Origin of the sequence: Mesorhizobium sp. B2-3-14, from assembly GCF_006442175.1 — a bacterium.
GTDB lineage: Bacteria > Pseudomonadota > Alphaproteobacteria > Rhizobiales > Rhizobiaceae > Mesorhizobium > Mesorhizobium australicum.
The window spans coordinates 42447-58365 of sequence record NZ_VFVP01000014.1 but is presented as its reverse complement, the minus strand read 5'-3'; the positions used below and the strand labels follow the sequence as shown (position 1 = coordinate 58365).

The window sequence follows — 15919 nt, the reverse complement described above, 5'->3', positions numbered from 1 at the left end:
AGGGGTGCGGCGGTCACGCCTCGACCCTGGTCGACAGCATGCGCGAGGTTTCGATCAGCGTGCGGCATAGGTGCTCCATCGATTTGTGCAGTCTTTCGTCACGGAAATGGCCGTCCCCGTCGAAGGCGTCGCCACCCTCCGGCACCGAGCATTCCGGTGTCACCACTTCCATCTGGCAGCGCACCAGCACGGCACGCAAATGGTTGATGCAGCGGATGCCGGCGAAGCGCCCGTTGGAGGACGAGCAGAGGCCGGCGACCTTGCCGGCAAGTGGCCTGACCGACCGGCCGCCATCCCGTCGCACCCGGCTCACCCAGTCGATCGTGTTCTTGAGCAGCGGTGGGATCGAACCGTTATATTCCGGCGTGGCGATCAGCAGCCCGTCATGGGCTGATATCAGCCGCGCCAGCCTCTGGGCGTTTTCCGGAACGCCGTTTTCCTTTTCCAGGTCCTCGTCGAGGATCGGCAAGGGGTAATCGGCAAGCGAAATACGGGTCACCTCGGCACCTTGCACCGCAAGTTCCTTCTGTGCCACGTCGGCGGTCCTGCCGCTATAGGCGCCGCTGCGCACCGAGCCGGCGAAGACGAGGATTTTCGGGATCACTGCCATTGGCCACCCTTGTTCTGGGACACGTACAGCCAAGGTTCGATCAAATCAACGGCTGGATGGGGGGAAGGGCAGTAGGGCAGTAGGGCAGTAGGGCAGTAGGGCAGTAGGAACGTTTCCCTGGCCAATCTTTTCCCCCCTACTCCCCTACTGCCTTCTCTTCTAATGCGCCTCGCGCCGGTAGATCCACAGCTGCGTCGGCGGGATGTTGCGGAAGATGAAGTCGAAATGCTTCACCGTGTAGTCGCCGCGGCCGGCCGGGATCGGCGACATCGGACCATAGGTCAGCTGCACGATCGGCCGTCCGACCGGAATGCGGTCGAGCAGGCTCTCGATATAGGCGATGCGCTGGGCGACCGGGAAATTGAGCAGCGGCACGCCGGAAACGACGCTGTCGAAGATCATCCCGCTCCTCTCGCCAAGCGTGGCGTTGAGGTTGAAGGCATCGCCCTCGATGACGTTGACGCCGGGGTAGAGCTGGCGCAGGTGGCGCACGAAATCGGTGGAATATTCGATCGCGTAGAGGTTTTCGGGCCGCACGCCCTGGGCGAGGATGGCGCGGGTGATGACACCGGTGCCGGGGCCGACCTCGAGCACCGGCAGGCCGGACTTGGGATTGACGATCGAGGCCATCTTGCGCGCGGTGATCGAGCTGGTCGGAACGATCGAGCCGACCGTCTTCGGCTTGTCGATCCAGCCCTTGAAGAATTTGAGTTCATCGTCGAACTTCTCGGCAAACGCCTTCCGCAGTCCGTGACCACGTGCCATGCAAGCTCTCCTCAGCGCGCCCCTTGAAACTACTTAACATCTGGATGACGCAAGGCAAGGCGCGGCCTTGCCTATGGCGTGGATAAGATAGTTTTCGTCGCGTCTCAACGCTCGCCGAAAGACTCGAAAAAGTCCTTCATGCGGGCGAAAAAGCCGCTCGATTGGGGCGAATTGTCCTGCGAGGAAAGCTGTTCGAACTCTTCCAGCAATTCGCGCTGGCGGCGCGACAGGTTCTGCGGCGTCTCCACCGCGGTCTGGATGTAGAGGTCGCCGACATTGGGCTGGCGCAGCACCGGCATGCCCTTGCCCTTGAGCCTGAACTGGCGTCCGTTCTGCGTACCTTCGGTCACCTTCACCTTGGTCTGCGTGCCGTCGAGCGTCGTCACCTCGAAGGAGCCGCCAAGGGCAGCGGTGGTCATCGAGATCGGCACCTTGCAATAAAGATCGGCGCCGTCGCGCTGGAAGAATTCGTGCGGCTTGACCGCCAGAAAGATATAGAGGTCGCCCGATGGCCCGCCGCGCAGCCCGGCCTCACCCTCATTGGCCAAGCGGATGCGGGTACCGTCCTCGATGCCGGCCGGGATGTTGACCGACAGCGAACGCTCCTCGGTGACACGGCCCTGGCCGGCGCATTTCGGGCAGGGATCCTTGATTGTCTGGCCACGGCCCTGGCATTGCGGGCAGGTCCGCTCGATCGAGAAAAACCCTTGCGTGGCGCGCACCTTGCCGTGGCCGTTGCACATCGAGCAGGTGACCGGCTGGGTGCCCGGCTTGGCGCCGCTGCCGGAGCATTCGGTGCAGGAGATCGAAGCCGGCACGCGGATTTGCGCGGTCTTTCCCGCGAAGGCTTCCTCCAGCGAGATTTCCATGTTGTAGCGCAGGTCGGCGCCGCGCTCGCGGCCACCGGAAGAGCGGCGCTGGCGGCCGCCCATCATGTCGCCGAAAATGTCCTCGAAGATGTCGGCGAAGCCGCCGGCGCCAAAGCCCTGCGCGCCATTCATCCCACCCTGCTCGAAGGCGGCATGGCCGAAACGGTCATAGGCCGCGCGCTTCTGCGGGTCCTTCAGCGTCTCGTAGGCTTCGTTGATTTCCTTGAACTTGTGCTCGCAGGAATGATCGCCGGGGTTGCGGTCGGGATGGAATTGCATGGCCAGCTTGCGAAAAGCGCTCTTGAGCTCCTTCTCGTCGGCGCCCTTCTGCACGCCCAGCGTTTCGTAGAAATCAGCTTTCATTTTTTCCCGCAGTCCGGATGCTCAACGTCGTGATGCAATGTTGCGTCGTTTGCCGGCACGTTGTTTCGATTTAGGAGCGGTGCTGCCCGTATGCTAGGGCCGGCGCGAACTTGTCCGTGGTTTTCAGTGATTTTTTCGGCGGTGCTCGCACTTTTTCAGCGAGGGTTGCAAAAAAAGCCCGGCCTTGCGCCGGGCTTTTCGCATTATCTTGCCGTCAGGCCGCTCAGGCCGACTTCTTCTTGTCGTCGTCTTCGTCGATTTCCTCGAAATCGGCGTCGACCACGTCAGAGTCCTTGGCGGCATCCGCCTTGGCGTCGGCTTCCGCCGCTTCCTTCTGCGAGGCCTCGTACATGGCCTGGCCAAGCTTCATGGAAGCTTCGGCAAGCACCTGGCTCTTGGCCTCGATGTCGGCCGGATCGTCGCCCTCGGCAGCGGCCTTCAGCGCCGCGATCGCGTCCGAAATCGCCGTGCGCTCGGTCTCCGAGACCTTGTCGCCATATTCCTTCAGCGACTTCTCCGACGAATGCACCAGGGCTTCGGCCTGATTGCGGGCCTCGACCACGGCGCGACGCTTCTTGTCGGTATCGGCATTGGCCTCGGCATCCTTGACCATCTTCTCGATGTCGGCGTCGGAAAGTCCACCCGAAGCCTGGATGCGGATCTGGTGCTCCTTGCCGGTGCCCTTGTCCTTGGCCGAGACGTTGACGATGCCGTTGGCGTCGATGTCGAACGTGACCTCGATCTGCGGCACGCCGCGCGGCGCCGGCGGAATGCCGACCAGGTCGAACTGGCCGAGCGCCTTGTTGTCGGCGGCCATTTCACGCTCGCCCTGGAAGACGCGGATGGTCACGGCGGACTGGCTGTCTTCGGCCGTCGAGAACACCTGGCTCTTCTTGGTCGGGATCGTCGTGTTGCGCTCGATCAGCCGGGTGAAAACGCCGCCCAGCGTCTCGATGCCGAGCGACAGCGGCGTCACGTCGAGCAACAGCACGTCCTTGACGTCGCCCTGCAGCACGCCGGCCTGGATGGCGGCACCGAGTGCGACGACCTCATCCGGGTTGACGCCCTTGTGCGGCTCCTTGCCGAAGAACTGCTTCACGATCTCCTGGATCTTGGGCATGCGGGTCATGCCGCCGACCAGGACCACTTCGTCGATCTCGCCAGCCTTCAAGCCGGCATCCTTGAGCGCCGCCTTGCAGGGCTCGATGGTGCGCTGGACGAGGTCTTCGACCAGGCTTTCGAACTTGGCGCGCGTCAGCTTCAGCGTCAGGTGCTTCGGTCCGGTCGCGTCGGCGGTGATGAAGGGCAGGTTGATTTCGGTCTGCGTCGTCGACGACAGCTCGATCTTGGCCTTTTCAGCCGCCTCCTTGAGGCGCTGCAGGGCGAGCTTGTCGTTCTTCAGGTCGATGCCCTGTTCCTTCTTGAACTCGGCCGCCAGATACTCGACCAGGCGCATGTCGAAGTCCTCGCCGCCGAGGAACGTGTCGCCATTGGTCGACTTCACCTCGAACACGCCGTCGCCGATTTCGAGCACCGAAATGTCGAACGTGCCGCCGCCAAGGTCATAGACGGCAATGGTCTTGCCTTCCTTCTTGTCGAGGCCATAGGCGAGCGCTGCCGCTGTCGGCTCGTTGATGATGCGCAGCACTTCCAGGCCGGCGATCTTGCCGGCGTCCTTGGTGGCCTGGCGCTGGGCGTCGTTGAAATAGGCCGGAACGGTGATGACCGCCTTCTCGACCTTCTCGCCGAGATAGGCTTCCGCCGTTTCCTTCATCTTCTGCAGGATCATGGCCGAGATCTGCGAGGGCGACTGCTTCTTGCCGCCGGCCTCGACCCAGGCATCGCCATTGTCGCCCTTGACGATCTTGTAGGGGACAAGCTTCTTGTCCTTCTCCGTCACCGGATCGTCATAGCGGCGGCCGATCAGGCGCTTGACCGCGAAGATGGTGTTTTCAGGATTGGTGACCGCCTGGCGCTTGGCCGGCTGGCCGACGAGACGTTCGCCGTCGCCCGAGATGGCGACGATGGAAGGCGTCGTGCGCGCGCCTTCCGCATTCTCGATTACCTTCGGCTCCTTGCCATCCATGATGGCGATGCACGAGTTGGTGGTGCCGAGATCGATACCGATTACTTTTGCCATTTTTCTAGTCTCTCCGCTAAGCAGGCTCTCAGGACCCGGTAAGGCGTTCCGACGAAAGCCCCTGTTCACAAGAAATACCGTCCACCCACCGGTTCTCCGGCGCCGCACGGCTTGGCGCGTATATAAGAACAGGCGGCATCGCGCGCAAGCATTCTGCGCAACGCTTCCATGAACCTTTCCGCGCCGGCCCGCGACTGATGTCCAGGTGCCGCATGGTGCGGCCCCGGAAAGGAAGCCCCCCATGACCAGCAACCCAGAGGCTCCATGGTCTCCGGGACCAACAGGAGCTCGGCGCGACCACCGCCTTCGGGACGGGGTCGATGCGCTGGGCTTCCCGCTGATTCCGTTGACCCTGCGCAGGAGCAGGCGTATCGTCACTATGAGGAAAGCAGACAATTCGATCAGGGAAGAACGAGCCGGACCACCGCGCCTTGCCCTGATTTGCGCGGCAAGTCCGGACGTCTCTCCCCTGGACTACGGGGGTAGTGTCATGTCTCGCATCCGCGGCGCGTTCGTGCCTTTTCTTGAGTTCGACAACCGCTTGCGCGGTGCATTGCAGGCCGCCGGCCTGCTGGCTCTGGCGCTTGCCGCCAGCCTGTGGCTGGGCGCGGCCGCCCAAGCGCAGGAAACCCAGATCATCTATCCAGGCTCGATGGCGGTCACCGGCTTTCCCGGCACCATCATCCCCAATGTCGACGAGGGGTTGCCGCCCGGCGTCGATCCGGTCGACGAGACCTTCATCGACATCTCGCGCGCCACCTTGCGCGTCTTCGACGTTTCACACCTGGGTGGTCCGGCCTCGGGCCAGCTCGTTTTCACGCCGCCGCCTTTCGAGGTGACAGCAGGCCAGATCGGCGAGGTGTTCGGCCTCACCTATGATGATGGCGTGCGCGACGGTGTGCCCTCTGGCGTTCCCAACCTCTATGCCGCCGCCACCTCGCTGCATGGCATTGAGATCGTCACGCCGGACGCAGACAAGGACGGCAGGCCGGAGCGGCAGCGCCGCGGCACGGCGGGCGCCACCTTCATGGAGGGCCAGTTCGGCACCGAAAACGGCGGCGGACCGGGCACCATCTGGAAGATCGACGGCATCACCGGCCAGGTCGCCAAATTCGCCGACATCGACACCAACAGCGGACCTGGCATCGGCAATATCACCTTCGATCCCGCCCACCGCCAGTTCTTTGCCTCCGATCTCGACACCGGCCTGATCGATCGCATCGACGCCGACGGCAGACTGGTCGACACGTTCGACCATGGCGGCGCCGGCCGGCCGGCGCATGGGCTGGCCCCGGTCGCCGACGATGGCGCGGTGATGGACGTACAGGGCGCGGCCTTCGATACCGAGGACCCCGACAGCTGGGGCTACACCCAGGACGAGCGCCGCGTCTGGGCCGTCTCCTATCATGGTGGCCGGCTCTATTATTCGGTTGGCGAAAAGTCGGAAATCTGGTCGGTGGGCATTGCCCGAGACGGCACCTTCGCCGGCGATCCCCGCTGGGAACTGACTGTGAAGGCCGACAAGGACTACGCCGTCACCGACATCGCTTTCGACAACAGCGGCTTCATGTATCTCGCCCAGCGCGGCCCGATCGAAAACCGCTATGATTACAGCCGCTTCGCCGATTCCGGCAAGGGCGAGGCCATCCGCTACTTCAGGGAAAATCCCGACGATCCCTCGACGGAATCGGTCTGGGTGGAAGCGCCGCAGGAATATGCGGTCGGCTTCCCGCAAGGCAACAGGCAGTCGGCCGGCGGCCTCGATCTGCAATATGGCTACGATGCCGACGGCAATCTCGACACCTCGGTCTGCACCCAGACCTTGGTCAACACAGGCGACAAATTGCGCGACAACCCCGAGTTCGCCGAAAGGCTCGCCGCGGACGGGCCGCTTGCCGTGCACGGCGTGCAGATCACGTCCAAGGAGCTGGTCAAGCCGGCCAACGTGCCGCCCTTCGGCTCCTGGTTCGTCGATTTCGACGGCTATTTCGAGGATCCCGAAGTGGAAGGCCATGTCGGCGACGTCGCCGTCTGGCATCCCTGCGAGGGCCGGGCCGGCTATTATGAGGAAATACCGGGCGGCTATGAGCCCCCCTTCTACCCGCCGGATTTCCTACCGCCGGGCAATCTGCCTCCCTGTCTCGATGTCGAGGACGTGCAGTATTACTGCACGCCGCGCGGTCTCGAGGCCGATCTCTATCTCCATGACCATGCCGGCTTCGGCGGCGATTCGATCAAGGCCCAATCCAGGACGCCAGGCGTCGCTGTGACCTCACCTATGTCGCATGCACCGGGCAAGCCTTACACGATCGACATCACCGGCCACTATCCGGGCGACAGAGTGGATGTTGGACTTTGCTTCTACAGGAAGTCCGACAAGGACAAGGGTGGCTACTACCCTTGCTGCAAGATGACCTTGCCGCTCCGGACCCCAGCCGTCAGCTGCGAACGTTGAGGAGGCAAAGATGAACAGTCTTGCCCCATCCCCGCTCGCGACCAAATCCCCAAAAACCGTCATGGAGACGATCATGAAACCCGTGTCACTCGCCAGGCGCGGCGCGCGCTGGCTGATGGCGGCCGGGATCGCGGTCGCCCTTGCGCCCGCACTGCCGGCATCCGCCGCCCAGACCGTCCAGGCTGTCACCGGCCAGGATGTGCAGCCGCTGCAGCTCGACAATCCGCGCATCATCAACCCGGAACCCGGACGTGTCGTGCCGTTCTTCACCAAGACCGGTGGCCAGCGCAGTTGCGACTATGTCTTCTATACCTTGACCTTCGGACTGCGCGGCAATCCGCAAGGCCTTGCCAATCCTGCCCTCGAGGCGGCGCTGAAGAAAGCCAAGCTCGACTTCAGGGACCAGCTTCCGCACGGTCTTTCGATCGTCAATGTGACCGTCTCCGGCGACGGCACCGATGCATCGGGTGGGGCCTTGCCGGGCGCTGTCGTAAGCGTTTCGGCCGGCCCCAACGACACGGCAACGGTTTCCGATTTCCGGATTTCCGCCAGCGATCTCGATGGCTCGGGCGCACTGAACGAACGCGTCATCACCTTCCGCATCACCGCCAAGATCGACCACGCCGCGTTTGCAGCGCCGGTCAACGTCGACAACCAGGGCATGATCAAGGTTACCGGCGGCACCGGCACGGGCACCATCATCCCGTCGCAGGACCCGGGCAAGCCGGACGACGGCAACATCGCGACCGGGGAAAAGACCTCGATCCGGATCGACCTCACCAAATGCGACAAGCAACCTCCGCCTCCAACCGACCATGAGTGTTTCAAGGTCGAACGCGGCACGGTCGACTGCGTGCCCGGCGGCGGTGCCTTCATCTACCACATGCCTGTCGGCCCCGAGATGGGCGGCAAATGGGTGCAGGTGTCGACGACCTCGCCAGGCATCAGCATCATCCCCGACACCCAGAAGGTGCCGGCGGGCGGCGGCGTGCTCAACTGGAAGATCGTCGGCGCGTCACCCGGCGATGTCATCCACCTCATCGTCACCGGCATCGAGACCTATGCGGGACCGAAGGAGGGCTGGGGCCTGTGCTGCACGCAAACCATCGACATCGTCATCCCGCGTGACCAGAGGTGCCCACCCAGGGATAAGGAACCGGACCTCAAGGTCGAAAAGCATGCCGACGTCACACGCTGCACGATGGGCGGCGGTTGCGACTTCACCATCCGGGTCACCAATGTCGGCACAGCGCCTTACAACGGTAAGATCGTGCTCGACGAGGTGACGCTGCCGGCCGGCTCGACGCTGAGTTCGGGGCCTAATCTGCCCTGGGTCTGCGCGCCGGGAACCACCCCGATGACGTGCACTTACCCGGTGACCACGCTCGCTCCGGGAGCCTTTGTCGACCTCAAGCTCGGCTTCAAGCCAGACGGAGGCTGGCAAGGCAGCGTGCTGCGCAACTGCGCCACCTACAATTACGGCGCCAGCGGCAAGCCGCTGTTCGGCAGCCAGGCCAATGACCGGGGCTGCGCGTCGATCCCGATCTGCCGGCGCGGCGACCGCAATCCGGATTGCCAGCCGCCGGTCGAGAAGAAGGTCGACCTGATTCTCAAGAAGCGTGCCCGCACCGAAGTCTGCACCGCCGACGGCGTCTGCACCTTCATCATCGACATCATCAACAACGGCACATCGACCTACAATGGGCCGCTGACGGTGATCGACAACTACCCCGGCGGCGCGCCGGCGTCCTCCACCTTCGGCCCGAGCCCGCCCTGGACATGCGGCCCCAACGGCCCCGGCCAGTTCCGCTGCGACAATGCCGGCATCTCGCTGCCCGCGGGCGCCTCGACACCGATCTTCGTCAAGGCGGTCATGCCGGCCGGCTACCGGTCCGACACGGTCGAGAACTGCGCCGAGGTGAAGGCCATCCCCGGTGAGGTCGATCTCACCAACAACAAGGCCTGCGCCAAGGAACGCATCCGCCATCCCAACAGCGGCCAGCCGGCCTTGCGCATCACCAAGTTGTGCAACGGCTCGCTGGCCGGCGCGGCGCTGGTTTCCTGCCGCATCACCGTCGCCAATGTCGGCACGGCTGCCCCCACCGGTCCGGTGCGGGTCAACGATGCCGCCACGCTGGTGTCGGGCGGAGCGCCTGTCCAGATCCAGACCGTAACCCCTGACGGCGCGGAATGGGCATGCGGACCGGTTCCGGCCAATGCGTTGTCGTGCCAGATACCAGGCGCCGTCATGACGCCCGGAACCTCCAGGCACTTCGACGTGACGGTTTCGGCCAATGGCGAATTCGAGAACTGCGCGCGCGGCTCCTATGGGCCGGCGCAGGGCGACGACGTCGTCTACCCGATCGGCCAGGCCTGCGCCAAGGGCGGCGGCTCCTCGACCATCCGTGTCGAGAAGACCGGCGACCGCGAATGCAGGCTGGGCCAGCCCTGCTCGTTCGACATCACCATCACCAATGACGGAACGAGCCCCTTCTCGGGCCCGGTCCGCATCGGCGACGCGATCGGCGTCGATGGGCTTGGCCGGCTGGAAGGCGTCGCGATCACTTCGATCGAGCCGCCCTTCGGCTGTTCGCCGGAACCGACGACCTTGCCGGCCTCCTGCATCGCCAACCTGACGCTCGGCGCCGGCGAAAGCCGCTCGCACCGTGTGACCGTGGTCATCCCCGACGATGGGCGTCTTGCCAACCTGCAGGGCAACGTCAACGGCCGGAACTGCGTAGGCGTGCTCTCTCCCGACACACGGGTGCAGGGCGGCGGCGACGTGCTGTCCAACGACGCGACCAACGTGCAGGGCGATCGCGGCAAGGCCTATGCGTGCCATCCCTTCATCATCACGCATGAGGTGAAGAACCAGTGCTCGCCGGGCTTCGTCATGAACGATGCCGGCCGCTGCGTCTGCCCGGAAGGCACCACCTTCCGCAACGGGCAATGCACCAACCTTCTGCCGCTGCCACCTCCGCCGCGCTGCGTGCTGCTCGAAGGCCAGATCCGCACCGAGGACGGACGTTGCGTTTGCCCGCGCGGCACGGAGCTGGAGAACGGAAAATGCGTCGGGACCGACAAGCCCGAGCAGTGCACCATCCGTGGTCAGGTCCACAATGCGGACGGGGACTGTGTCTGCCCGCAAGGCACCGAGGTGCGAGACCGGGCCTGCCGCCAGATCCGGCCAAAGCCGCAGCAGTGCCGCATTCCTGGCCAGGTCCGCAATGCCGATGGCGATTGCGTCTGCCCGCAAGGCACCGAGATGCGCAATGGCGCCTGCCGTCCGGTCCGGCCGAAGCCCGAGCAGTGCACCATCCGTGGCCAGGTCCACAATGCGGACGGGGACTGCGTCTGCCCGCAAGGCACAGAGGTGCGAGACCGGGCCTGCCGGCCGATCAGGCCGAAGCCTGACCAGTGCACCATCCGTGGCCAGGTCCATGACTCCGACGGCAATTGCGTTTGCCCGAGGGGTACCGAGGTGCAAGGCAATGCCTGTCGGCGCAAGCAGCCGCAGTTGGAGCAGTGCGACATACGCGGCCAGGTCCACAACAAGCGCGGCGAATGCGTCTGCCCGCGTGGGACCGAGGTGATCGACGGCGCATGCCGCAAGCCCAGGCAAGAGAGCGAATGCGCGCCGGGCTCGCAGATGGTCAACGGCCAGTGCCAGCCGATCTTCACGCGGCACTGTCCGGAAGGCATGGTCGGGCGGTATCCGAACTGCCGGCCGATGCGCGGGCAACCATCGCTGGAAATCGATCCGGGCCAGTTGCTGCAATTGCTGCCGCGGCGCAGGCAGCCGATCGACCAGCAGCAGGACCCGGTGCCAAACAGGGTGCTGAAGCTTCAGCAGCAATAGGCACCCGCGCGACGCCAAACAAAGACCCGCTGGAGCAATCCGGCGGGTCTTTCTTCATGATCCAGGCAGGCGGAGGTTGGCGGCGACAGGATCGGGAACGCCGCGACGTCACCCCTGCCTGTGGAGCCGCTGTACTGGCGCTCTCGACAAGTCCCCGGGAGCGCTTTAGGCAGTCGGTACGCAGCGATCGTATCAAAAGGGCGCCCGGAAAGGCCGCGACATGAGCAAAAAAACCTTGATCGCACCGTCGGTGCTGGCATCGGATTTCTCGAAGCTCGGTGACGAGGTCGAGGCGGTGGCGGCGGCCGGTGCCGACTGGATCCATCTCGACGTGATGGATGGGCATTTCGTGCCAAACATCACCTTCGGCCCGCCTGTCATCAAGGCGATCCGCAATCGCACCAAGGCCTTTTTCGACTGCCACCTGATGATCGCGCCAGCCGATCCCTACCTCGCCGCCTTTGCCGAAGCCGGCTGCGACGGCATGACGGTGCATGCCGAGGCCGGGCCGCATCTCGACCGCTCGTTGCAGACAATCAGGAACCTCGGCAAGAAGGCGGGCGTGTCGCTCAATCCGGCGACCCCGGAAACGGCGATCGAATATGTGCTCGACCGGCTCGACCTGATCCTGATCATGACCGTCAATCCGGGTTTCGGCGGGCAGGCCTTCATCCCGGCGATGGTCGACAAGGTGAGAAGGATCAAGGCGCTGATCGGTGACCGGCCGATCCGCATCGAGATCGACGGAGGCGTCTCGCCGGAAACCGCCCCCTTGGTCACCGCTGCCGGCGCCGACGTGCTGGTGGCCGGTGCTGCCATCTTCAGGGGTGGCAGTGTCGAGGCTTACCGCGCCAACATCGAAGCGATCAGGGCGGCGGCCGACAAGGCCGCCGGCTGACACAGCGCGGTCATTCCGGCACCAATTGCTACGGATCGGCGTCGTTGGAGGGCGTGGTCTGCCGCGCGTCCGAATCAGGTTGCGCGACGATCTGATTCGGGCAGTCGCCCGCTGTCTTTGCGCGCGACAGAAAAGATGCTCGCATGGGAGCACAAGAAACAGATGATCCTGCGTGCATACAAAACACGTTAAACTTCTGCTGGTTGTAGAATATTCGAATTCTCGCGATCGGCCCCGCGGATTGGGTATATTCCATTGTCCTAAAGTACAATAGCGCGATCTTCTGCTTGAGTGCCGGAAGCGTCACGCTATATGGTACGCGTACGGAGAGAGAATTTCGGACTCGAATTGCCCAGGACGACAGTAAGGGGACAAGGAGTCGCTTTTGACATACGGAGCTGCCAATCTGAACGACGACGGCACAGGAGCCAAGAGCACGCTTGCCAGCACGGTCTATCACCAATTGCGTGATGATCTTCTCAGCGGCGCTCTTGAAACCGAAAGCAAGCTGCGCGTCGAGTGGGTCGTTTCCAAGTATGGCGCCGGTGCCTCTCCGGTTCGTGAAGCCCTCAATCGCCTTGCCTCCGAAGGTCTCCTTGGCCGCCATGACCAGCGTGGCTTTTTCATCATGCCGGTCAGCGCGACGGAACTCGAGGAACTGACGCGCACGCGCTGCTGGCTCGAGGAGCGGGCGCTGCGCGAATCCATTGCCCACCGCACCGCCGAATGGGAAGAACAATTGGTGCTGGCGCTGCATCGCCTGGGGCGGGCCTCACGGCTTTCACCGCAAAGTAGCTCGTCGCTCAATCCGGAGTGGGAGAAAGTGCATCGCACTTTCCATCGGGTGCTGATCTCGGCGTGCCGGTCGCACTGGCTGGTTGGTTTCTGCGACCAGCTTTCCGATCACGCCTACCGCTACAGGCAAATGGCCAATGACGGGGAGAGCATCCAGCGCGACGATTTCGCCGAACACCGGCTGATTGCTGAAAATGCGCTGGACGGCAATGCGGATGGTGCCGTCCAGGCCCTGATCGATCACTACCAGCTGACCGCCGCCATGTGCATGGAACGCTTCAGGCAAGGCGAGGCACCCGCCGGTCCGGGTAAGCGCGCCCAGCGTTGACGGCTGTTTGGTCGGCGCTCTCTGCCGTCCCATCCCTCGAATCTTTCGGTGGACGCCGGGCAGCCGGCTGCGGCCTTGACGGCAGGGCTGGGAAACGCGAACTCTTCGTCGCGTGCCGCCCAAGATCGCGGCCGGCGTCACCTGGGAAGATTTCATGAGCAATCATCTGTTCGATGCGTTCCGGTCCCGGATGCCGGCGCCTGGGCGCCTGTTGATGGAAACCGATGATGGACGCTCGCTCACCTATGGCGACATGCTGGCACGGTCGGCGCAGCTTGCGCATGCGCTCCTGCAAATGGATGTCGCGCCCGGCGACCGGGTTGCCGTGCAGGTCGAGAAGAGCCCGGAGATGGTTTTGCTCTATCTCGCCTGCTTGCGCGCCGGCGCCGTCTTCCTGCCGCTCAACACCGCCTATACGCTGGCCGAGCTCGGCTATTTCTTTGGGGATGCCGCACCTCGGGTGATCGTCTGCGATCCGGCACGGTCGGCGGACATCCGTGGGATGGTCGAGCCGTCCGGTGCCGTCGTGGTCACGCTCGACCGCAGTGGCCAGGGATCCCTCGCGGACCAGGCATCGCGTCAGTCTTCCGAGTTCCACGATGTGGAGCGCGGCGCCGACGACCTTGCGGCGATCCTCTACACGTCGGGAACGACCGGCCGTTCGAAAGGCGCCATGCTCAGCCATGAGAATCTCGCCTCGAACGCGCGGGTGCTGGTCGAGCAATGGCGTTTCAGCAGGGATGACGTGCTGATCCACGCGCTGCCGATTTTCCACACGCACGGCCTGTTCGTCGCCACCAACGTCACCCTGATGGCCGGCGCTTCGATGCTGTTCGAGCAGAAATTCGACGCGAGCCGCATCGTCTCGCTGCTGCCGCGCGCCACCGCGCTGATGGGCGTGCCGACCTTCTATACCAGGCTGCTGCAGCAGGACGGGCTGGATCGCGAGGCGGCGAAAAACATCCGGCTGTTCGTGTCTGGTTCGGCGCCGCTGCTGGCCGAAACGCACAACGCCTGGCGCGAGCGCACCGGCCACGCCATCCTCGAGCGCTATGGCATGACCGAGACCAACATGAACACCTCCAACCCCTATGAGGGCGAGCGGCGCGCCGGCACGGTTGGCTTCCCCTTGCCCGGCGTGTCGCTGCGCATCGCCGATCCCGATTCCGGCAAGCCGCTCGCCCAGGGCGAGGTCGGCATGATCGAGGTCAAGGGTCCGAACGTGTTCGGCGGCTACTGGCGCATGCCGGAAAAGACCAAGGCGGAATTCCGCGCCGACGGCTTCTTCATCACCGGCGACCTCGGCATGATCGACGCCGACGGCTATGTCCACATTGTCGGTCGCGGCAAGGACCTGATCATCTCAGGCGGCTACAACGTCTATCCGAAGGAACTCGAAAGCGAGATCGATGCGCTCGACGGCGTCCTGGAAAGCGCCGTCATCGGCCTTGCCCATCCGGACTTCGGCGAAGGCGTCACCGCGGTCGTCGTGCGCTCGCCCGCGTCGCGGATCAGCGCGGCCGAGATTCTCGACGCCGTCACCGGCCGCATGGCGAAGTACAAGCATCCCAAACGGGTGATCTTCGTCGACGACCTGCCGCGCAACACGATGGGCAAGGTACAGAAGAACCTTTTGCGCGACAGCTACAAGGATCTCTACGTCTCAAATAAAGCCGGCTAAGCAGATGTCGCGCTCCGGCGCGCGCGAACGCTGGCTCAGGTCGGGTACAACAGTTCGGCGACATGGTCGGCGATGGCCAGGCTCGCCGTCAGGCCGGGGCTCTCGATGCCGAACAGATTGACGATCCGGCCCACGCCGTGATCGGCCGGTCCCTGAATCACGAAGTCCGCCGCTGGCTGTCCGGGGCCCGAGAGCTTCGGCCGGATGCCGGCATAGGCCGGCTGCAGGGCGCCATTCGCGAGATCGGGCCAATAGCGGCGGATCGCCTCGTAGAAGACGGCGCTTCGGCCGGGGTCGACCGTGAAATCCACGCTGTCGATCCATTCGACATCGGGGCCAAAGCGCGCATTGCCGGCGAGGTCGAGCGTCAGGTGGACGCCGAGGCCCCCTTCGACCGGAACCGGATAGATCAGCCGCGAAAACGGCGACCGCCCGGGAAGCGCGAAATAATTGCCACGCGCCAGCCACTGCCGGGGGATGAGATCCCTTGGGAAACCCTCGATCCGACTGGCCACGGCCTGCGCATCCAGGCCGGCTGCATTGACGAAAGCGCCGGCCTCCACGGCAAAGGTCTCGCCATTGGCGTCGAGCGTGTCGATCCGGATCCCATCGGCTTCGATCGCCGCCCCGGCAACGCAGGTGAGGAAAGCGAAGGACGCGCCTGCGGCTTCAGCGTCACCGCGCAGCGAAAGCATCAGCGCGTGGCTGTCGACAATGCCCGTCGATGGCGACAGCAGCGCGCCGGCGCATCTCAGCGCCGGCTCCAGGCTTTCGGCCTCGGCGCGTGTCAAAAGCTGGAGATTGTCGACCCCGCAGCGTTTCGCATTGACCTCGATCGCCCGCAGCCCGTGCGTCTGGCCGGGTTCGCTGGCGACGATCAGCTTGCCGGCGCGGCGATGGCCGACAGTGTGTTCGGCGCAGTATGCATAGAGCTGCCGGCGCCCTTCGACGCACAGCCGGGCCTTCAGGCTGCCGGGCACATAATAGAGCCCGGCATGGATGACTTCGGAATTGCGCGAACTGGTGACGGTGCCGATCGCGTCGGCCTTTTCGATCACCACCACCTCGCGGCCCGACAAGGCAAGCGCCCTGGCGACGGCAAGCCCGACGACGCCTGCTCCGGCGACGACACAATCGATTGTCTGCATGGCCTCGC

At 64.3% G+C, this 15919-nt stretch carries 10 protein-coding genes; 5 read left to right on the top strand and 5 right to left on the bottom strand.

The window, feature by feature from the left end; genetic code table 11:
- Positions 1–13: 13 nt before the first annotated feature.
- From FJ950_RS26500 to dnaK, 4 genes are all read right to left on the bottom strand, one after another.
- Entirely contained in the window at positions 14–610 is a 597-nt protein-coding gene (locus FJ950_RS26500) for an NADPH-dependent FMN reductase (RefSeq protein WP_015314667.1), read from the bottom strand.
- 159 nt (positions 611–769) lie between these two features.
- Entirely contained in the window at positions 770–1375 is a 606-nt protein-coding gene (gene pmtA / locus FJ950_RS26495; RefSeq protein WP_140619794.1) for a phospholipid N-methyltransferase PmtA, read from the bottom strand.
- A gap of 104 nt (positions 1376–1479) precedes the next feature.
- Positions 1480–2607 (bottom strand): molecular chaperone DnaJ, encoded by a 1128-nt coding sequence (gene dnaJ / locus FJ950_RS26490; protein ID WP_015314665.1) that lies wholly within the window; start codon positions 2605–2607, stop codon positions 1480–1482.
- A 223-nt stretch (positions 2608–2830) separates the two neighbouring features.
- The gene (dnaK, locus tag FJ950_RS26485) at positions 2831–4747 is read right to left on the bottom strand and encodes a molecular chaperone DnaK (protein ID WP_140619792.1); all 1917 of its coding nucleotides are present in this window, start codon (positions 4745–4747) and stop codon (positions 2831–2833) included.
- A 241-nt stretch (positions 4748–4988) separates the two neighbouring features.
- Between dnaK and FJ950_RS26480 the strand changes: the two genes are divergently transcribed.
- The 5 genes from FJ950_RS26480 to FJ950_RS26460 all read left to right on the top strand — a co-directional run bounded on the left by FJ950_RS26480 (position 4989) and on the right by FJ950_RS26460 (position 14763).
- Entirely contained in the window at positions 4989–7202 is a 2214-nt protein-coding gene (locus tag FJ950_RS26480) for a hypothetical protein (RefSeq protein WP_181171446.1), read from the top strand.
- Positions 7203–7212: 10 nt separating this feature from the next.
- Complete coding sequence (locus FJ950_RS26475; protein ID WP_140619788.1) at positions 7213–11061, top strand: hypothetical protein; 3849 nt, start codon at positions 7213–7215, stop codon at positions 11059–11061.
- A gap of 220 nt (positions 11062–11281) precedes the next feature.
- On the top strand, positions 11282–11959 hold the full coding sequence (rpe, locus tag FJ950_RS26470; RefSeq protein WP_015314661.1) for a ribulose-phosphate 3-epimerase: 678 nt from the start codon (positions 11282–11284) through the stop codon (positions 11957–11959).
- Between the two features lie 385 nt (positions 11960–12344).
- Complete coding sequence (locus tag FJ950_RS26465; RefSeq protein WP_015314660.1) at positions 12345–13082, top strand: GntR family transcriptional regulator; 738 nt, start codon at positions 12345–12347, stop codon at positions 13080–13082.
- A 154-nt stretch (positions 13083–13236) separates the two neighbouring features.
- Positions 13237–14763: a malonyl-CoA synthase gene (locus FJ950_RS26460; RefSeq protein ID WP_140619787.1), complete on the top strand. Its 1527-nt coding sequence runs from the start codon at positions 13237–13239 to the stop codon at positions 14761–14763.
- Between the two features lie 35 nt (positions 14764–14798).
- Here FJ950_RS26460 and FJ950_RS26455 read toward each other — a convergent pair whose 3' ends face one another.
- Positions 14799–15911: an NAD(P)/FAD-dependent oxidoreductase gene (locus tag FJ950_RS26455; protein WP_140619785.1), complete on the bottom strand. Its 1113-nt coding sequence runs from the start codon at positions 15909–15911 to the stop codon at positions 14799–14801.
- Between the last annotated feature and the right edge of the window lie 8 nt (positions 15912–15919).